The 19,217-nt window shown below is 50.8% G+C and carries 17 protein-coding genes and 1 tRNA gene; all 18 read right to left on the bottom strand.

All coding sequences use genetic code 11. The features are described 5' to 3' along the window. The 18 genes from G5B42_RS08765 to G5B42_RS08680 all read right to left on the bottom strand — a co-directional run bounded on the left by G5B42_RS08765 (nt 1) and on the right by G5B42_RS08680 (nt 19,180). Nucleotides 1–1,473, bottom strand: a complete 1,473-nt coding sequence (locus G5B42_RS08765) for a UDP-N-acetylmuramoyl-L-alanyl-D-glutamate--2,6-diaminopimelate ligase (RefSeq protein WP_181340095.1) — start codon at nt 1,471–1,473, stop codon at nt 1–3. A gap of 78 nt (nt 1,474–1,551) precedes the next feature. Then, entirely contained in the window at nt 1,552–3,675 is a 2,124-nt protein-coding gene (locus G5B42_RS08760; RefSeq protein ID WP_331274094.1) for a stage V sporulation protein D, read from the bottom strand. A 21-nt stretch (nt 3,676–3,696) separates the two neighbouring features. Beyond that, entirely contained in the window at nt 3,697–4,131 is a 435-nt protein-coding gene (locus tag G5B42_RS08755; RefSeq protein WP_231133385.1) for a hypothetical protein, read from the bottom strand. A gap of 67 nt (nt 4,132–4,198) precedes the next feature. After that, nucleotides 4,199–5,140 carry a 16S rRNA (cytosine(1402)-N(4))-methyltransferase RsmH gene (gene rsmH / locus G5B42_RS08750; RefSeq protein WP_181340093.1) on the bottom strand — a complete coding sequence of 314 codons (942 nt, stop codon included), beginning with the start codon at nt 5,138–5,140 and terminating at the stop codon, nt 4,199–4,201. Between the two features lie 20 nt (nt 5,141–5,160). Beyond that, a complete protein-coding gene (gene mraZ / locus G5B42_RS08745) occupies nt 5,161–5,592 on the bottom strand; it encodes a division/cell wall cluster transcriptional repressor MraZ (protein WP_181340092.1) in 432 nt (143 codons plus the stop codon). A 150-nt stretch (nt 5,593–5,742) separates the two neighbouring features. Then, nucleotides 5,743–5,919: a hypothetical protein gene (locus G5B42_RS08740; RefSeq protein ID WP_181340091.1), complete on the bottom strand. Its 177-nt coding sequence runs from the start codon at nt 5,917–5,919 to the stop codon at nt 5,743–5,745. A 106-nt stretch (nt 5,920–6,025) separates the two neighbouring features. Then, on the bottom strand, nt 6,026–8,071 hold the full coding sequence (pnp, locus tag G5B42_RS08735; RefSeq protein WP_407926908.1) for a polyribonucleotide nucleotidyltransferase: 2,046 nt from the start codon (nt 8,069–8,071) through the stop codon (nt 6,026–6,028). A 171-nt stretch (nt 8,072–8,242) separates the two neighbouring features. Further along, nucleotides 8,243–8,509: a 30S ribosomal protein S15 gene (rpsO, locus tag G5B42_RS08730; RefSeq protein ID WP_181340089.1), complete on the bottom strand. Its 267-nt coding sequence runs from the start codon at nt 8,507–8,509 to the stop codon at nt 8,243–8,245. A gap of 147 nt (nt 8,510–8,656) precedes the next feature. Further along, a complete protein-coding gene (locus G5B42_RS08725) occupies nt 8,657–11,179 on the bottom strand; it encodes a DUF3656 domain-containing U32 family peptidase (protein ID WP_181340088.1) in 2,523 nt (840 codons plus the stop codon). A gap of 91 nt (nt 11,180–11,270) precedes the next feature. Further along, nucleotides 11,271–12,107, bottom strand: coding sequence for a CvpA family protein (locus G5B42_RS08720; protein WP_181340087.1), 837 nt, complete (start codon nt 12,105–12,107; stop codon nt 11,271–11,273). Between the two features lie 86 nt (nt 12,108–12,193). Then, nucleotides 12,194–12,472, bottom strand: coding sequence for a cell division protein ZapA (locus G5B42_RS08715; protein ID WP_181340086.1), 279 nt, complete (start codon nt 12,470–12,472; stop codon nt 12,194–12,196). 145 nt (nt 12,473–12,617) lie between these two features. Then, nucleotides 12,618–13,271, bottom strand: coding sequence for a hypothetical protein (locus tag G5B42_RS08710; RefSeq protein ID WP_231133384.1), 654 nt, complete (start codon nt 13,269–13,271; stop codon nt 12,618–12,620). A gap of 859 nt (nt 13,272–14,130) precedes the next feature. After that, nucleotides 14,131–14,244: a cyclic lactone autoinducer peptide gene (locus G5B42_RS12355; RefSeq protein WP_181340084.1), complete on the bottom strand. Its 114-nt coding sequence runs from the start codon at nt 14,242–14,244 to the stop codon at nt 14,131–14,133. Nucleotides 14,245–14,248: 4 nt separating this feature from the next. Continuing rightward, entirely contained in the window at nt 14,249–14,938 is a 690-nt protein-coding gene (locus G5B42_RS08700; protein WP_231133383.1) for an accessory gene regulator ArgB-like protein, read from the bottom strand. Between the two features lie 125 nt (nt 14,939–15,063). Then, complete coding sequence (gene pheT, locus G5B42_RS08695; protein WP_181340082.1) at nt 15,064–17,478, bottom strand: phenylalanine--tRNA ligase subunit beta; 2,415 nt, start codon at nt 17,476–17,478, stop codon at nt 15,064–15,066. A 14-nt stretch (nt 17,479–17,492) separates the two neighbouring features. Continuing rightward, nucleotides 17,493–18,515, bottom strand: coding sequence for a phenylalanine--tRNA ligase subunit alpha (pheS, locus tag G5B42_RS08690; RefSeq protein ID WP_181340081.1), 1,023 nt, complete (start codon nt 18,513–18,515; stop codon nt 17,493–17,495). Between the two features lie 313 nt (nt 18,516–18,828). Then, on the bottom strand, nt 18,829–18,924 hold the full coding sequence (locus G5B42_RS08685; RefSeq protein ID WP_187350989.1) for a YqzL family protein: 96 nt from the start codon (nt 18,922–18,924) through the stop codon (nt 18,829–18,831). A 179-nt stretch (nt 18,925–19,103) separates the two neighbouring features. After that, nucleotides 19,104–19,180 (bottom strand) — tRNA-Val (locus G5B42_RS08680). Between the last annotated feature and the right edge of the window lie 37 nt (nt 19,181–19,217).

Here is a 19,217-nt window from a genome sequence, read left to right as displayed (position 1 = left end):
TCAAGCCTCTGCTTTCTCTTTCGCCGCCGCCAGGACGGCTTCTTTGTCGTCAAAATGGATTTTATAACTGCCAAAATCCTGATAGGTTTCGTGTCCTTTGCCGGCAATAACCACCATATCACCAGTTTCCGCCATCATGACTGCCTGACGAATGGCCTCCCCCCGGTCCAGGAGGACAGTAACGTTGCCGTCGGGTTTTTTCTCTAAAAAGCCGGCTTTAATCTGTTCCGCAATGGCGGCGGGGTCTTCCCAACGGGGATTATCGTTGGTAATAATTGTGTAGTCACTTAGTTCGGCGGCAATCCCGCCCATCAACGGTCTTTTCCCTTGGTCCCGGTTTCCGCCGCACCCGAAAACCGTGATCAACCGGTTTTTCACCAAGGCCCGGGCGGTCTGCAACAGATTTTTTAAACTGTCTGGGGTATGTGCATAATCAATAACCACGGTGTAATCACCGGGGGTAGGGACAAGCTCAAAACGTCCCGATACCCCTTCCAGCCGTGCGAGTCCACTCCGGATCACCTCGCCGTTCAGGCCAAGGGAAAGGCCGAGGCTACTGGCGGCTAACGCATTGTAGACATTAAAACGGCCAATTAAATTTAGGCGCAGGGGAAAACACCCCTCGGGGCTAACCAAGTCAAAGCTCGTCTCACGCATGGTCATTTTAATGTTTTCCGCCCGCACCCGGGCATCGCTGCTCAGACCATAGGTGATCACGTCGGCAGCGGTCGCCGCCGCGATCTGCGGACCGTAAGGATCATCCACATTGATGATGGCTTTTGCGGTCAAAGGAGACAAGTCCGCAATAAATTTCGTTTTTACCTTTAAATACTCTTCAAAGGTTTGATGAAAATCCAAATGGTCGCGGGTAATATTGGTAAAAACACCGCGGTAAAATTCTAAACCGGCAATCCGCCCCAAAGCAATGGCGTGGGAGGAGACTTCCATCACCACATACTCGGTTTGACCTTTCACCATTTCCGCAAAGAGCCGGTGGAGTTCTAAGGAGGCGGGCGTGGTGTTCACGGAGGGGAGTTTTTCCCCGTTGACCAAGTAATAATTGGTCCCGATTAAGCCCACCTTAAAACCGGCCGCTTGGAGAATGGAAGCGATCATAAAGGCGGTCGTGGTTTTCCCTTTGGTTCCAGTAATCCCGATTAGTTTTAGTTTCGCGGCCGGATCCCCATAAAAATTCTTCCCGACTATTGTTTGCGCGCTTTGGGTGTCTTCCACCTGAACCACGCATACGCCAGCCGCCACGGACACCGGCTCTTCCACCATGACGGCGCTGGCCCCTTTCGCCACCGCTTCGTCGATAAAATGATGCCCGTCATGGCGGGATCCCCTTAGGGCAATAAACAAAGCACCGGGGGTTACTGCTTGCGAATTGGTAACAACCGAGGAAATTTCGACCTCCGGATCACCACTGAATTGACGGATGGCAATCCCATTCAAAATTGTTTTTAACTTCATCTTTAACACCTTCAACTGATAAAATTAGATATTTCTCCGCCCATTGCTATTCTTGACAATTTTTAGCATTTTATTCCACTAATGGTTCCGGCTTGCATCGGGAGCAATAAAGTAAACCGTAACGGTCGCTCCGGCCGAAAGCCGCGTTCCAGGGGCCGGGACCTGTTGATAGGCGATCCCCGACCCATTAACCGCAATTTTTAACCCCAGATCCGTTAGGGCTTTGGTTGCTTCCTGTGGGGTAAGTCCGGTTAGGTTTGGTACCAAAACCGTGGTGTGTTCTCTGCGGTACCTTGATTCTTCATCGTAATAGAGCAAGATGGTTGTGCGCGGTTCAACCGCGACACCGGCCTTCGGATTCTGGTCAATGACATATTCGCCCACGCCGAGTTCCCGGTGGGTCAGTCCCATCTGTTTCAAGATCTGAATCGCTTCCCCCTTGGGCAAGTGGATCACGTTCGGAACGACCACCGCGTTGTCTTCGCGTTTTTGTTGCCGATCTTCCAACTCCCGGCTGGGTTCAACCCCTAGATACCGGAGAACATCCCCGACGATCGAGGAGAAAAACGGAGCGGCGATGACCCCACCGTATTTAACCGGTCCTTGCGGCTCGTCTAAGATAATGATCCCGACTACTTTCGGGTTCTCCACCGGGGCAAACCCAATAAATGACGCAATCCGTTCTTGCCCGTATCCGCCTTTGTCCGGCTTTTGCGCCGTTCCGGTTTTCCCTGCCACCCGGTATCCGGCAATCCGGGCCCGGTTCCCGGAACCGTTTTCTACCACCGAAGTCAAGATGGACGCCAGCTCGCGGGCAGTTTGTTCCGAAATGACCTGCCGGACTACTTTGACGTCAAAGCTTTTTAAAATTTCCTTCCCGTCGGGGGTGCGGATCTCCTTCACCAAGCGGGGCTCCAGAAGTTTGCCGCCGTTGGCGATGGCACTAAGCGCGCAAAGCAACTGTAGAGGAGTGATCGAAATCCCTTGCCCAAATCCGATCGTCGCCAGCTCAACGTTTTTGATGCGCGAAAGCGGAGGAATGATGCCCCGCGCTTCCCCGGGAAAGTCCACCCCGGTTTGCTGGCCAAAACCAAAGGCCTGAATATATTGGAAAAACTTCTGCGGCCCCAAACGGAGGGCGAGCGAAGCAAAGACCGGATTGCAAGAATTCTCGACCGCTTCGACAAAGGTTTGACTGCCGTGTCCTCCCGCCCGCCAGCATTTAAGCCGCCGGTCTTCCACAATAATAAAACCCGGATCGAAAAACTGGGAATCCCGCCGGACGATGCCTTCTTCCAGGGCCGCCGCCGCCGTGATAATCTTAAACGTCGAACCCGGTTCATACTGATCCGAAAGGACCCAGTTTCGCCGGTTCGCCGCCGGATACTGGGCGTAGTTATTGGGATCGAAAGAAGGGTAATTGGCGAGGGCAAGGATTTCACCGGTCATGGGGTCCATAAGGATGACTGCCCCTTTTTTGGCCCCATTCGCTAAAACCGCCTTTTCCAACTCGCGTTCGGCAATGTACTGGATCACCTGGTCAATGGTCAAAACGATCGACGCTCCGTTCTGGGCGTCGATAAAACGTCGTTCACCCAAAGGGATGTGATTCCCTTTGGAATCATACTCGGCCTGTTCACGGCCGGGAATCCCACAGAGATATTGGTCGTAGTATTTTTCAATACCTTCCAACCCCTGGTTGTCGATCCCGGAGATCCCCAGTACATGGGCGGCCAAGCTCCCCTGGAGATAAAACCGTTGCGCTTTTTGGGCTACCTCCACGCCCGGCAGGCGGGCTTCTTTAATCTTTTGCACTTCTTCCGGTAAAGGTCTTAATTTCAGCCACACAAACGATGTTTTTTTCGTCAGCTTACTATAGACTTCCTTTTCCGCGAGGTTTAATTTTTCGGCAATAATTTTCGCCGTGCCCTGCGGATCTTTAATCTGGTAAGGAATTGCGTAAACGGCTTCCGTATCGAAACTAAAGGCCAAGGTATTCATATTCCGGTCGAAGATTGTACCACGCATCGGTTCGACCCGAATGTCCCTCAGCCTTTGGTCTTCTGCCATGTGCTGATAGTAACTGGCTTTAATCCCCTGAATATAAAAAAGACGACCTGTCAGGATTCCAATAACGCCAAAAATACCTAATAGAAGTAAGGTCGTTCTTTTTCTGATCACTAATGGATTTAACCCGGGCACCAGGATACCTCCCCTAACTTCTCACTCCGCAAATACTCCTTCGGCCAAGGTCCGTCCCATCCCAGACACCCAATCATAGATCTTTGCCGTGATCGTTTTTTGCGGAAGTGGAGTGGCCGGATCAATGCTTAAAATGTTCGGCGGGAGAACAAGATTCGGCGACAGCTGGACCTGGGCATTCTGCTCCCTCTGGCCCGCCTCTTCCCGTCCCCGCGTTAACCGTGCAATTTGTTGTTGGGAAAGGTGACCGGCCAGTTCATACTGGAGCCAACCGATCTTCTGGTCCACCGTCTGTATTTCCGCCTGGACTTCTTTTAAGTGATACTGAGTCTGGGCCACAAGGGCTTGAATTGAGGCGTTCGCCATCGTTAAAACAACAAACAACCCACCCACCCGCAGAACATTCCGGACTTGATCCATATTGATGATAACTTTCTTAACCTTCTTGGTGCGCACCTTAGGGGGATCGGGTGTTAACCTGCTCGCACCGGCCCTGATCATTATTATGCTCTCCTTTCCTAACCTAGACCAGTTTATAGGCGGCCCGAAGTTTGGCGCTCCTGCTGCGGGGGTTCTTTTGACACTCTTCTGCGGTGGGAACCACGGGCTGCGGGGTTAAGATCTTTAAATCCGGTTTTCCTTTACACTGGCAAACAGGGAGCCCGGGAGGGCAGTGACACGCCTTGGCTCTCTGGCGAAATGTCCTTTTCACGATCCGATCTTCCAAGGAATGGAAACTAATCACCACAATGCGACCGCCCGGTTTAAGAGCCGCAATTCCGGCCTCGAGACCTTCCGCGAGGGCTTCAAGCTCCTGGTTGACGGCGATCCGAATTGCTTGAAAGGTACGACGGGCAGGATGGGGACCGGTCCGCCGCGCCCCGGCTGGAATTGCTGCTTTAATCACCTCAACCAACTGGTCAGTGGTGGTCAGGGGCGCTTTTTTGCGCGCTTCCACAATAAACTGGGCAATCCGGCTGGCCCACCGCTCTTCCCCGTACTCACGGAGTATCCGCGTCAATTCTGCTTGGGAATACGTATTGACCAGGTCCGCTGCGGAAAATGTTTGCTCCGGATTCATCCGCATATCCAAAGCAGCCTCTTGTTGATAAGAAAAACCCCTTTCCCCCCAATCAAGTTGGAGGGAAGAGACACCGAGATCAAGCAGCAGGCCATCGATGCCTTGCGGCGACGATTGCCGTATAATTGACCCGAGATTACGGAAATTATCATGGAACAGGAGCAATTTTCCCGTGAAAGAAGCCAGGTTTTCACGGGCAAGCGCCAAAGCCGACCCGTCTTGATCAATTCCGATCAGGAACCCTTCTGTCCCCAGCCGGGCGGCAATTAGTTTGCTATGCCCACCTAAACCGATCGTTCCATCAACGATCACTTCTCCCGGTTTGGGGTCCAGGTACTGGATAACCTCCGCCGGCATCACCGGTTGGTGCCTGACTTCTGCCATATGTAACCTTCCTATTTCCCTTAGATTCCAATCCCAACAATCTTTTCGGCCAACGTTTCATAGGATTCTTCCGCCTGCGCCGCATATGCCTCCCAGACCTCACGCGCCCAAATTTCAATACGGGTGGAAACACCAAGAATATAAAGGTCCTTGTCAATCTGGGCGTAGGCGCGGAGATGGGGCGGAATGGAAATCCGCCACTGCTTGTCCGGTTCACATTCAACGGCGCCCGAGAAGAACATCCGGACAAAGGCACGGGCATCGGCCTGTGTTGTCGGTAAAGACCGCATTCTTTCTTCTATGGTTTCCCACTCGGAGAGGGGATAAACAAAGAGCGAACGGTCAAGTCCACGGGTGAGAATAAACTTCTCCCCCAACCCTTCCCTTAGTTTGGCGGGGATGATGAGGCGTCCCTTATCATCTAAGGAATGTTGGTATTCCCCCATAAACAAAACCGTTCCACCCTCTTCTCCATTTCACTCCACTTCGCTCCACTTTGTCTCTCCACTATCCATCATGCCCCAATTTACTGGATTTGTCAAGTATTTTTAATAAAAAAAGGAAAAACTCTTTTCCCGTCACCAAAGAAAAAAAGCCCCGTTTTAGAGGCCTTTTCTGTTACCGAGAAAGATCATTCCGTCGAGCAGTAACAGTCCGACTAAGAGGATTACATCCAGGGCGTTGGGAAAGATCAAACACTTGAGAAAGGAAACCAGGGTAATACCCAAAAGAAGCAGCCGTTCGTAACGTTTAAGGTGGAACCAAGGGGCTATTCTCATTCCTCCTCTCTGTTGCCTGAAGGTAGTTTTTTTAAATAGTATATGTGCGGATGTAATTCATTTGTGAATAAAGTAAAAAAACCGAGAAGTTCCTCTCGGTTCTCGTTTAGTTCCGTTCCTGCTCGAGGAGGAGGGCTTTCCGGGAGAGATTGATCCGGCCCAACTTGTCGATCTCAGTAACTTTGACCAAGATCTCATCGCCCACCTGGACGACATCCTCCACCTTGGCCACCCGTTCCTTCGCCAGTTGGGAAATATGGACCAAACCTTCTTTCCCCGGCAGGATCTCGACAAAGGCGCCAAAGTTCATCAAACGGACGACTTTCCCCAGATAGGTCTTTCCGACTTCCACATCGCTGGTCAACCGGTCAATAATGGCTTTCGCTTTTTCCCCGGCTGCGCTGTCCACCGAAGTGATAAAGACGCGGCCGTCGTCTTCAATGTCAATATCGACACCGGTTTCTTCAATGATTTTACGGATTGTTTTACCGCCGGGTCCAATCACATCACGGATCTTATCGGGATCAATTTCGAAAGTAATCATCCGTGGCGCATAGGGCGACAGGTCGGGCCTGGGTTTTTCGATGACTGCCAACATTTTGTCGAGGATAAAGAGCCTTCCTTTTCTGGCCTGCTCCAATGCCTGTTGCAGAATTTCCCGGGTAATACCGGCAATCTTGATGTCCATCTGGATGGCGGTCACGCCGTCTTTTGTCCCGGCCACTTTAAAGTCCATATCGCCCAAATGGTCTTCCAACCCTTGAATGTCCGTGAGGATCCGGATTTGGTCCTGGTATTTAACCAAGCCCATGGCCACTCCGGCAACGGGTTTCTTGATCGGCACCCCGGCATCCATCAGCGCAAGCGTACTCCCGCAGACACTGGCCTGGGAAGTTGAACCGTTTGATTCGACTACTTCCGAAACAACCCGGATCGTATAGGGAAACTCTTCTTCCGAAGGGATCATCGGGGCCAACGCCCGTTCGGCCAATGCACCGTGACCAATCTCGCGGCGTCCGGGACCCCGGACCGGTTTTACTTCGCCAACACTAAAGGGTGGGAAGTTGTAGTGGTGTATGTAGCGCTTGGTCTCTTCATCATCCAAACCATCCAGGATCTGCTCTTCGCTGATCCGCCCCAAGGTAACTACGGAGAGAACCTGGGTTTGTCCACGGGTAAAGAGGCCGGAACCATGCGTCCGGGGGAGGATTCCTACTTCACAAGTGATGGGCCGAATTTCATCCAAGGCCCGTCCATCCACCCGAACCCCTTCCTCCACGATCATCCGGCGCACTTCTTCTTTGACCAAAGAATCGAAGACTTCACTGATCATGCTGGCTTTTTCGGCGTAGGCTTCTTCCCCTAATTCCACCGCAAAATGCTGATGGACTTCTTCTTTCAACTGGTCGACCTGCGCCTCTCTTTTTTGTTTGTCCCCGGTCCGCAAAGCTTCCGATATCTTGGTCGCGCAGTAGTCTTTTACCGCAGTATACAGTTCCGGATCCGGTTCTTCAACCACTACTTCCATCGGCGGTTTGCCAATTTCCGCTTTGATCTGTTCCTGGAAGGCGACGAGCTTTTTGACCTCTTCATGACCAAAAAGAATGGCTTCCAGGATGTCTTCCTCCGGTACCTCGTTCGCGCCGGCTTCCACCATCATAATCGCGTCTTTCGTCCCGGCAACGATGAGGTCCATATCACTCTTCGCGGCTTGCTCCGCTGTGGGGTTGATGACTAGTTTGCCGTCCACCCGTCCAACGTGTAAACCGGCAATCGGACCTTGGAAAGGAATCTCCGAGATAGAAAGGGCGATGGAAGCACCGATCATCGCTGTGGTATCAGCCGGATTATCCGGATCAACCGACAAGACAGTCGCGACCACCTGGACGTCATTGCGGAAACCCTTCGGGAATAAAGGTCGAATCGGCCGGTCGATCGTCCGGGCGGCCAAGATGGCGTTTTCCGTCGGCCGTCCTTCCCGCCGGAGAAAACTGCCGGGAATCTTCCCTACCGCATACAGTCTTTCTTCATAGTCTACCAGCAACGGGAAAAAATCGATCCCCTCTCGGGGTTCGGGGGAAACCACGGCCGTAACCAAAACAACCGTGTCCCCATACCTGACCAGAGCGGCACCATTGGCCTGCCTTGCCATTTTGTCAATTTCAACAGTCAAAGGTCGACCGGCCAGGTCAGTTTGGTATTTCTTCAATAAATAATCCTCCTTTCTACCCTTCTCCAAAGTATGCCTTCGGAAACTGGGTAAACTATTTTTATTATTACCAAATACAGAAAGAAAAGCGGGGAGCCCCCCGCTTCCTTTTCTCTATTTGCGCAACCCAAGGCGTTCAACGATCGAACGGTACCGTTGGATGTCGGTCTTGTACAGGTAGTTCAACAGGCCTCTGCGCTGACCGACCATCTTTAATAAACCACGCCGCGAGTGGTGATCCTTCTTGTGGACCTTTAAGTGCTCGGTAAGGTAGTTTATTCTTTCCGTCAGAATCGCAATTTGCACTTCAGGAGAACCGGTATCGTCTTCATGCAGACGATACTTGGCAATGATTTCCGCCTTTTTCTCCGCCGTCAGCACTTGTTTCACCTCCTTAATCGCTTAGCCCACCAATCCGAGAATCCCGCCGGAGGAAACGGTAATCCCAGAAAGGGGTGGCCTTTAACAATTTGGCGAGAAAACTCCAAAACAAATTTTATCACAGTTCGGATGCTGTGTAAATCATTATTATTCAACTCCGCGGTAAAAATGGCCGCGCGTCAGTTCCTGACCGAGAAGCGACTCTAAAGTGGCGTGGTCGGCTTCCCCTCCTCCGCCTGCTAAACCCCGCTGAAAGAGGTGGATCACCCTGGCCGCCACCTCCGGATCCTGGTGGCGGAGCTCCAAGCGTAGGCTAAGGCGTTTCTCTTTCAAAGATTCCAGTTCGCGCAGCAACGAAAGATACCTGCTGTTCAGTAAATGCATCCGGCAAAACTCATCCACCATGACCGGAAAATCTATCTCTTTCCGGTCACGGAGAAAATACCGCTGCTGTCTACAGGGACGTGAACAGTTCCGGGGCTTACTGCCCCCCACCCAGGCCCCGATGGGACAGAACTGGGAGATCATCAATTCCAATGCGCCAAAGACCAAAAGCTCCACTTCAACTTCGCTGAGTAGGGGGGAATCGACCAGGGCGAAGACTTCCCCTTTGTTCAATTCCGGAGACAGGGTCAGCCCCGCAATGCCCTGTTTCTGCAGTAGCTTAAGGGTGAAAGGATTGAAAAAGTGAAAAGAATAATTGGCATAAATCGGTAAGTCAGAATAATCGCGGACCATTTGGATGCTCCCCAGATGGGAAAGGAGAAAGCCGTCGGGTTGCAGCTCATTGCTGATCCGGATGTAACTGGCAATGGCTTTCTTCTCCCGTTCTCTGGTAATCCGGGGCAGGGCAATGATGGCTTTTGCTTTGGCCTGCCGGGCAAGTTCAATCGCCGCAGCCAAATGCTCCTTTGTCCAACGAAATCCGGGGGTGAAACTTTCGCCCCCGAAGATTACCTTTGGTATGCCGGCCGCCAACGCCACCTTCAAGAGGTCAAGATTGCCCGCAAAAACAGTCAAGAAAGAGGGACCGGAACGTTTTTTGAGGGTAGCGGCCTCCATGACCTCTTCTTTTACTTGGCGCAGGTCAACTAGGGGCCGACGGTAGGGGGTTAAAATCTTCTCGCTTAAGCGGGCCACCGCTTCCCGGCGGACCTGATTAAGCTGGCTGAAGGGCAGGATTGGGTTCCCCTCAATCAAGCTCGTGAAACTGGCGGCGCGGAAGGGAGTCTCCCCTAGCCTGGTCAGATGGTGATGAAGGATCTCTTCAGTTAAGGGGTGCTTGGTTGCCGCTTGTGCTTGATCGGCCGAAGTAACCACCACCTTCTCCCCCAAACCTTCCATCGTAAACACCAGGTTTTTTCCGGGCGCCACTTTAACTTGAAGGTGACATGGGAGTTTTGACCCGGAATAATCAGGACGCAGCATTTCCTGGATTTTTTTCTGCAACGACACGGAGGAAGTAAGAAAAACCCGGTCGCCCGGTTTCACTTCCTGCGGCAGAGCAAACCATGCTTCTTCCCCGGCCCGGGCTACGTCCACACGGTTTCCGTTCACGGTCAGATTCTCAACGATCGTGCCCACCCGGCCGCCCACTTTCACCCAGACTTCCACCCCGTCGCCCGCGCATAAATCTTCCTCCAGTTTAACCAGGCATCTTTTTCTTTTCTGGTCATATTGCTTTACCCGGCCGATAAAGCGCCCCCGGTTGTTCGGCCGCTCGGGACTGGCCAAAGCAGGGCCAAGGTCCCCCAAGAAATAACCGGAGGATAAATCCCGGTTGAAAACAGTGGTTAAGGCGTTTAGCTCTTCCCGTAGCACCCGGAACTGCTCCGGCGCTTCACGATAACGGTCCAAGGCCTTCCGGTAGCAATTCACGACCGTGCCCACGTATTCGGGGCCTTTCATCCGGCCTTCAATCTTTAGAGAGCTGACCCCGGCAACAATTAACTGGGGAATAGCGGTAATGAGCGAGAGATCTTTCGGGGAAAGCAAGTGTTTTTCCTTTTCCGAGACGGGGACCGCTCTACCGCGGCCGGTGGTCTGGTATAAAGTATAGGTCAGACGGCAGGGTTGGGCACACCGCCCCCGGTTTCCGCTCCGCCCGCCCACCAGACTACTGAAGAGGCAAGCACCGGAATAGGCCACACAAAGCGCGCCGTGGACGAAAACCTCAATTTCAACTTGACTTTCTTCATGGATCGCTTTAATCTCTTCCCAGCTCAGTTCGCGGGCGAGAATAACCCGTTCCACGCCTAGGCTTTTCAGCAGCCGTACTCCCGCTCCGTCATGCACCGTCATCTGCGTACTGGCATGAACCGGCAGTTGCGGCCAGTAAGTGCGGATCAGATAAAGCGCCCCCAAGTCCTGAAGGATAACCGCATCTGCACCGATGGCGGATAAAAAATTAATGTAATCTAAGAGGTCATCGATCTCTTCCTGTTTAATCAGAGTGTTAACGGTTATGTACAGCTTTCGCCCGCGCAGATGAAGATAGTCGGCGGCTTTTGCCAGTTCATCCCGGTCAAAGTTGGTGGCATACTGGCGGGCGCTAAAGAGTTTCCCGCCAACGTAAACCGCATCGGCCCCGGCGGCAACGGCAACCTTTAAGGTTTCCCAGTCCCCAGCGGGGGCGAGCAACTCGGGAAGCTTAGATTTGCTGTTTACCATCGTTATCTCACTTTATTTTCTGAATAATCATGTCGTAAAGGCGACTTCAACATAAACACCAAAAATCCTCTTGTTTACCCGTGTCAACATGTTAAAAGGAGCTGACATTACTTTGCCCGCATACTGGACAGATGGTTCCCGGGTAAACCGGAGGTTCCGTATGCCAAATTTCACATTTCGTGCCCTGGGGGAAGGTCCGGGCGTCCCAGGGGCAACGGCCGTAAAAAAGATGGAAACCCTCGAAAGTTTGGCACCCGTCACTTTTCCGTCCGCAAAGGCTGCATTCGAAGAGGGGAAAATAAAAAAGGCCTTGCTTGGCCGGTCCCAAATAACGAACCTCACCGCCGCAGGCAATACAGGTGCTTCCGTCTAAATCTTCGTATTCGACTCTTCTAAACTGTAACCCCTCAGGGGTTAAATAGAGCCGCGGGACGTCAGCCGGCAATGCCCGCTCCTGGAGAAAATAAAAGGTGGGGGCTAGTTTTAAAACATCCCGGGCCAGTGTTGAGTCGAGTAAAGGGGTTTGGATAAAATCCCATGGCATGGAGGAAAGCAGCAGTAAAACCAGGACCCAGACGATCAGAACTTTAAGGGCACCGAAAAGGGCCCCCAAAATCCCGTCGAGCGTCGAGATGGCCGAGTTGTCGGTAATTTTTTTCCATTTTTTACCGCTAAGACCCACCACCGCACTGATCCCGATCACAATTAAAATAAAACCAAGGATACCGGCGAGGTTGTCCGAGATGCGGAGCCATTCCGCTAAAACAAGACCAAGCTTTTTATAAAAATAAAAAGCGGCGACCACGGCAGCCACGGAACCAAGGAGCCCTAAAAATTGTTGCACAAAACCGTGACGAAACCCCCGGTAGGTAAAGATAAGGAGCGAAATAATGATTGCCCAGTCCAAAAAGGCGAGATCAAGGTTCATGCTAAATTCCTCCGGTTGGTGTAAACCGATTTGTCCGCTTTTAGTAATTTTTCCATTTTTATAGGGTCTATACGACCTTGCAACCTCTATTTGGCGGCTTGAATCAATTTTTCCATTTTTTCATGGGTGATCCGAAGCTTCTCCAGTTGGTCCGTGAGCTGTAAGGCAACCAGAATCGCCAATTGGGTTTTCGACAGTTTGGCGTCACCGTGGGCTTTCTGTACTTCCTCAATTTTGGTTTCAATGGTTTTAACCAAGTGGTTAATATACTCGGGTGACTCGGGTCCGACCACGTTATATTCATCACCCATGATTTTTATGGTTACACGGTTGAGGGGCTTCTGTTGGACCCCGCGTGTTAACATCACAACACCACCCAAGCATCGTGTTTCTAAGTATAATTTGACAATAAAAAAGAAAACTCCTTCTTTTCCAAAGGAGACTGGTGACAAAGGAAAAACGGTGTGCTGTATACAGTAAGAAAGACGCCTCCTTTCCTGGAAGGTTGCCTCATAACCCAAGAGACAAGAAAAACTTTTTGCGCCGGGCCTTACCTACTTTAAACAGGCAACCGACCAATTCATCGCCCTTGTACAGAAAGGAAAACTTCCCATGAAGCTGCTTAATGCGCTTTTTAATCTGCTGCAGTGTTTGGTCATCCTCCAACGGGCCGCCCTCCGCCCTCGGCTCCAGATTTTCCGGCTTGACCTCCAATTCTCTCAAAATCATGAAGGAATAATACTGCCTGTCCTCGTCAACTTCGATGTTGAGATAATGCTGGTCGCGGTTACTCCTTTCTTCGTAGGCCACAACACACTGGAGTAGGTCCTTGAAGAGATCGTAAACTTTAACCGGATCCTTCAGCTCGCTTAAGGTTGTCTTTGTGTTGTTGGTAATGATTATCCCCTTTTCTCTGGCTTTAATCTGCTCCGCCACCAACAATGAGGTGAAAATCAGGTTTTCTTCACTAAAAGTCTCCACCAAGGACATCTCCGCGTGAATATCGTCGATATAGTCGACGATCTCCCTGGTTTTTCCCCTCTCCGCCAGGGCTCTAATCACCTGAAAAAAGTTGCGGTATTCGCGTTGTTTGGAAAGGATCGTTTTCAGCAAATAGGTGCTGTGGTCTTCTTCGCTTTTTTTCTGCTGTTTTTTGATTTCCAATCTGATCCGAAAAATGATAAAAAGTGTAAAACCCACCAGTATTGCTTCGGTTATCAGTAATTCTCTTAGAATATTATAAGAAGACTGAGAAAGTAAATACAAAATTATCATGCACAAAACATACACGACAAGTAATAGGTAAATATATAAATTTATGGTTAGATCCAAACAATACGTTTTTAATCTCCTTAATTTCGATGAGATACTTGTCCGGGAAAAGAGCATAATAAAAAAAGGCAGCATAACCTCGATCAAGCTCCCAATGATAATTCCGGTTGGCTCCAACATAAGTTTCCTAAATTTATCACTGATCAGTAAAGGTTGCCCGAACAATAAAAAACTAAAGACAACTGTTAACAGAGATAATATTGCTGCATAGAGGGCTTTTATTATTTTAGTGCCAGTTATTCTCTTTAATATAAAGAACGATAAAAGTAATGTGGTAAAAAAAAACATGAAATCAGGAATGATTAACCTGCCAAACAAGCTATAGATCGTACCCGCAATAGCCCAAGGAAAAACAAGATTTATATTTTTTTTGTGAAATTTAAGGATAAATAACCCGAATTTAAGATTTATTGTCCAGTTTACTAAAAAAACGCAGACTGTCAAAAATAATGTTAAATATTGTTTCTCCAGAATAATTTGGTAATACATCTCCTTTGACAATTATTACACCTGCCTTTTGTCCGCATGCATATTGATAATTAATAACGGGAGCACGTATATATGTCTATGCACATAAATATACGTCCTCCCGTGGTACTTGTAATATTTCTACTACGTCGTTAAAAATACCTTGTTTGGACAATTAGCAAAACATTTTGCGGCTTTTTGCAACGTAGAATATCACTTTAGGTCACTTTTGAGGAATCTCTGGTTGATAGAAAAGTAAAAGACACGCCATGCTCATCGTGCATGTAGCCAGCACCGCCAAAACCGACAGGACGACCGACAAGATCCATTTTCTCATTCTCCTATCCTCCTTTCCCTATAAATTCGGTAAAACTATGAAACTTATTTACACCATGGTCAAAGAGACGGTCAAGCCCATCAATTACCTTTGCCATCGGAACGGTCAGGTTTAGAACTTGAAAAGCCGTTCCATAGAAAAGCTCATTGGTGACAGCCCCCTCCGGCCAGCACCAACAAATAAACGCAACCAGCAGGATCAGGACCCGCGAATTACGGGCCAATCCCCTCTTTTGCGGGGCGGTCAGGGGTTTTCCCTTTGCCTCCCGGGGTGCTTTTTTCCAGACAATATAAACCAGCAAGCCAAAGATCCCCCATTGTACCGCTTTTGGCATCTGGAGATAAGGGAAGGAAAGGGCTAGATAACTAAGGATGATGGTCATGACCGCCCCGACCAGCGCGCAGCGGAGTGGCGTTTTCAAGTGTAATCCGCCCATCACCGCCTTCAAGGCCGACATGACCAATGTCAGGAGAAGTGCTGTTTTTAAAACGCCAAAGATCAGTCCAAACAGTAAAATGCAAAGGAGCGAAAGGAAGGTCGAAAGGAGACTTTCCAGCATGTAACGGGCCAACGCAATTTTGTATTGGTCGGTTTCCCCGGTCTTCCGGGCAAGCGCTTGTGCCCATGAAGTCGCCAGATTCTTCAGGACCAAACCAACGCCCCCCTCCTTGTTCTCATTCCCAATATCGGACATTGTCCATCAATTATTTATCCCGAGAACAACCGGAAAATTACTTAATTTCCATGTTTTTACCTAAAATGACAGAACAAAAACACCCCCTGTTTTACCCAGGGGGTGTAACCAAAATACCTCCATTCTTAACTTCGTAGCTGGGCCCCAAAACGTTCAGCCGCCGCCGCGATGATCGCTTCCATAATCGTATTGACCTCGTCATCCTGTAAAGTGCGGTCGGGCGTCCGGAAAGTCAAGGAAAAGGCCATACTCCGGCAGCCGGCCGGGATTTTATCGCCTTGGTAGACATCAAAGAGGTTCACCGCTTCCAACTTGTCCCCGCCGATCTCCCGGAAGAGGTCGGTAACTGCTTGCGCGCTGAACTTTTCCGGCAGGACCAAAGCGAGATCCCGCAAGACCGGCGGGAACTTCGGAAGGGGTGCCACGCGGATGATCTCTTTATCCACCGCGGACCAGAGCAAATCCAAATTGAGCTCAAAGAGGATAACCGGAGTCGTCAGGTCGAACTCCTTTTTCACCGCGGGATGAATCTCGCCGACAAAGCCAACTGGGTGGCCGGCGACTTCAACCACTGCCGTGCGGCCCGGATGCATTGCCGGGTGTTCGCCCCGGCGAAAGCGGACGCCTTCAACCCGTAAATGGTCAAAAAGCGTTTCGAGCAAACCTTTCCCGTCGTAAAAATCGACTTCCCGGTCGTTTTGGTTCCACCCCGGTTCGTTAATCCGTCCACTGAGCCCACCGGCCAAATGCAAGGGTTCGTCGGGTAATTCTTCCGCCTTCTCCTTGGGGTGATAGACGTGGGCGATCTCAAAGACCTGGAGATCGTGGTGGTTACGGTTGGCGTTGTAGCTTAAACTCTCCAAGACTCCCGGGAGTAAAGTGGTGCGCAGCATGGAACCTTCTTCACTCAAGGGGATCATCATCTTAACTGTTTGGCGCAATTGATGCCCTTCCGGGATGTTCAAGCGGTCGAACATTTTCTCCCCGAGAAAACTATAGGTAATGATCTCGGTTAACCCGAGCCCTAAAAGAAGGTTCCTGACTTTGGCGGAAAACTCTTGTTCCGGCGTGAGCCGCCCAACGATCTGGGCCGCGGGATAGGTCGCCGGAATATTGTTGTAACCGTAGATCCGGGCAACTTCTTCCGCCAGATCCGCTTCGTTCTCAATATCCAACCGGTAAGAGGGCGGTACCAGATAGGTTTTCCCGGCAGCCTTGTCTTCCTCCGTTTGGAAATTCAACCGCTGGAAGATGGCCATGATCTCCTCTTTTTCCAGCCGGGTTCCGAGTAAGGCATTGATCCGCTCCGGACGGAACCAAATTTTCCGTGCCGCCGGGGGGCGGAAATTCAAGTCAATAGTTCCCTTCGCCACCTGGGCAATCTTTAGTTGTTGGACTAGGAAGGCAACGCGGTCCAAAGCCAGAGTTACGCTCTCCGGATCCAGGCCCTTTCCGAAACGGATGGCGGCTTCGGAACGGATCGCAAGCTCCTGGGCGGTTCGACGGATACTGACCGGCAAGAAATAGGCGGACTCCAAAAAGATGCTGTTGGTCGCCACGGTTACCTCGCTGTCAAACGCCCCCATTACACCGGCGATACACTGCGGCCGCTCAGCATCGGCAATCACCAGTTGGCCGGCTCTTAGTTTTCTTTCTTCGCCGTCCAGGGTTTGAATCAGCTCATTCTCTCGTGCCGCGCGGACCACAATCTTCCGGTCCTTCATCCGGTTAAGGTCAAAGGCATGGAGCGGTTGGTTAAACTCCAACATTACATAGTTGGTCAGATCCACCAGGTTGTTGATGGGACGCATCCCGGCCGCCAGAAGACGAGTCTTTAACCATAAGGGCGATTCCCCGACTTTGACATTGAGGAAGACCCGTCCTGCATAGCGGGGAGCCAGTTCGGGATTCAACACTTCAACGGTGACCAAATCATGGATGGATTGTTCCAGTTCATCTTGGACGGAAAATTGGGGCATTTTTACCTGTGACCCCGTCAGGGCCGCCACTTCCCGCGCGAAATTCAGCATGCCGTAACAATCAGCCCGGTTTGGGGTTAACTCCAAGACCAAAACATGGTCGTCCAATCCTAAAACAGCCGGTAAATCAGTATTTAAGTCGGTGTCGCGGGGTAAGACCATGATTTCTTCAGACTTTCGCGCCAGACCCAGCTCTTCTTCGGAGCAGAGCATCCCTTGGGAGACAACACCCTGAAATTCGACCGGCTGAATTGCTTTCCCGTCGGGGAGGATTGAGCCGGGCAGGGCAACCGGCACCTTATCCCCCACTTTCAGGTTGGTGGCGGCGGTGACGACGGTCACTTCGCCACCGGGCAAACGGATTCCGCAGACCAAGAGCTGCCCGGCGCGGGGGTGGGGCTGGAGGCTGGTAACCTGACCAATTTTGAGGCTGCGGTAGGCAGCGCCCAGATTGATTACCTCATCGACTTCTAGCCCGGCCATGGTTAAAAGCTCGGCCAATTCCTCTGGGCTTTGCTCCACCGGAACATATTCTTGTAACCATCTATATGAAACACGCAATCCTTATTCCCCCCTTAGCAAAATTGACTGAGAAAACGAAAGTCATTCTCATAAAAATGGCGGATGTCCGTAATCCCGTACCGTAGCATGGCGATGCGTTCAACTCCCATGCCAAAGGCAAAACCCGAATAGACTTCCGGATCATATTTGGCCATCGCCAGCACTTTGGGGTGAACCGAACCGGAGCCTAAAATCTCAATCCAGCCGGTATTCTTACAAATGCGACACCCCTTACCCTGGCAGACACAGGAGACATCCACTTCCGCACTGGGTTCGGTGAAGGGAAAGAAGCTTGGTCGTAACCGGACCTGCCGGTCTTCACCAAAGAATTTTTTGACAAAAACGGTTAAGACCCCTTTCAGATCGCCAAAGGTTATTCCCTTATCCACCAGCAGCCCTTCAATCTGGTGAAAAAGCGGTGAATGCGTCGCATCCAGAGCGTCGCGGCGGTAAACCCGGCCGGGGACAATAATCCGCACGGGCTCGGGATAGAGCTTCTCCATCGCCCGAATTTGCACAGGAGAAGTGTGGGTGCGTAAAAGGATATTATCGGTGATGTAAAGCGAATCATGCATCTCCCGTGCCGGGTGCTCCGGCGGTATGTTCAGGGCTTCAAAATTATAATAATCAAATTCCACTTCTGGACCTTCCGCCACCGAAAAACCCATCCCCAAAAAGGTCATGGTAATCTCTTCAATGATGATTTGCAGTGGATGGGGGTGGCCCCGGCGCGGCCGTCGACCCGGGAGTTCAACGTCGATCTTTTCCCGTTCAAATTTGGCTTCCGCTTCGCGCCGTTCCATCTCCGCTTGGCGGATTTTCAGCTCGGTCTCCAGCCTTTCACGGAGCTCATTAATGGCTTTGCCAACCAGCGGACGCTCTTCCGCCGAAAGGGTCCCGAGTGTCCGCGAATATTTGGTGACAACACCCTTTTTCCCAAAGTACTTCAGCCTAATCTCAGCCAGTTCCGGCGAAGAAGCGGCAGCCTGAATCTCCTGCAAGGCTTGTTCTTGAATGGTTTTCAATTCATCTTGCATAAAAAACCCTCCTTCCCAATTGAACCAATAAAAATAGTAAAATAAAAACCTCCCGCCCGCCATTGGGACGAAAGGTTAACTTCCGCGGTACCACCCATCTTAGTCATACCGACTCCACTTTACCGATCCTTGCCTGCCCGGCAAGGGTCGTTTCCGATAACGGTGGAAACCGGCATAGCCTACTCCAATTTCAACTAGCAACTCCAGAACGAACGATAACCGCCTTCCCGGGGAATGTTCTCAATTTACCATTCCTCCCTGTGCCGTTCCGTGCGGTTACTCTTTCCTTCCTCGTCTTTCCGTATAATTAAATTTAATTGAGGTTTATCAGTTCTTTATATAACAGATAGGCTGTGATCGACCCGGTAATCTCAAATAGTTTCCAGAAAAACTCTGCGGAAAGGATCATAAAACCCCTCCCCTTCCATTATTCTGGTCGAAACTGCCCGCCATTTACTCACATTATAGCATAAGCCCAGCGGGTTTACAAGTACTTAACGATAGTAAAAATTATGCGTGCGGCGGACATTTTGGCAACCGGGTCCTGTGTGCAAAAAAAGCAGGTCTTCCCTGCCTTTTTCTCAAATATGGTGGGGAGGAGCGGGCTCGAACCGCTGACCTCTACGATGTCAACGTAGCGCTCTAACCAACTGGGCTACCCCCCCAAAGCAAAATTAATAATAACACAAAACCACATTTAAG

It is taken from the genome of Capillibacterium thermochitinicola (assembly GCF_013664685.1).
Classification (GTDB): domain Bacteria; phylum Bacillota; class UBA4882; order UBA10575; family UBA10575; genus Capillibacterium; species Capillibacterium thermochitinicola.
The sequence above is the reverse complement of the archived record's forward strand: the minus strand, read 5'-3'. Positions and strand labels throughout refer to the sequence as shown.

What these genes read in the sequence shown, in the direction of transcription:
- G5B42_RS08765 (WP_181340095.1), bottom strand. Translation starts at nt 1,473, where the DNA reads ATGAAGTTAAAAACAATTTTGAATGGGATTGCCATCCGTCAATTCAGT.
- rsmH (WP_181340093.1), bottom strand. Translation starts at nt 5,140, where the DNA reads ATGGCAGAAGTCAGGCACCAACCGGTGATGCCGGCGGAGGTTATCCAG.
- G5B42_RS08740 (WP_181340091.1), bottom strand. Translation starts at nt 5,919, where the DNA reads ATGAGAATAGCCCCTTGGTTCCACCTTAAACGTTACGAACGGCTGCTT.
- pnp (WP_407926908.1), bottom strand. Translation starts at nt 8,071, where the DNA reads ATGGCAAGGCAGGCCAATGGTGCCGCTCTGGTCAGGTATGGGGACACG.
- G5B42_RS08725 (WP_181340088.1), bottom strand. Translation starts at nt 11,179, where the DNA reads ATGGTAAACAGCAAATCTAAGCTTCCCGAGTTGCTCGCCCCCGCTGGG.
- G5B42_RS08720 (WP_181340087.1), bottom strand. Translation starts at nt 12,107, where the DNA reads ATGAACCTTGATCTCGCCTTTTTGGACTGGGCAATCATTATTTCGCTC.
- G5B42_RS08715 (WP_181340086.1), bottom strand. Translation starts at nt 12,472, where the DNA reads ATGTTAACACGCGGGGTCCAACAGAAGCCCCTCAACCGTGTAACCATA.
- G5B42_RS12355 (WP_181340084.1), bottom strand. Translation starts at nt 14,244, where the DNA reads ATGAGAAAATGGATCTTGTCGGTCGTCCTGTCGGTTTTGGCGGTGCTG.
- G5B42_RS08700 (WP_231133383.1), bottom strand. Translation starts at nt 14,938, where the DNA reads ATGTCCGATATTGGGAATGAGAACAAGGAGGGGGGCGTTGGTTTGGTC.
- pheS (WP_181340081.1), bottom strand. Translation starts at nt 18,515, where the DNA reads ATGCAAGATGAATTGAAAACCATTCAAGAACAAGCCTTGCAGGAGATT.
- G5B42_RS08685 (WP_187350989.1), bottom strand. Translation starts at nt 18,924, where the DNA reads ATGATCCTTTCCGCAGAGTTTTTCTGGAAACTATTTGAGATTACCGGG.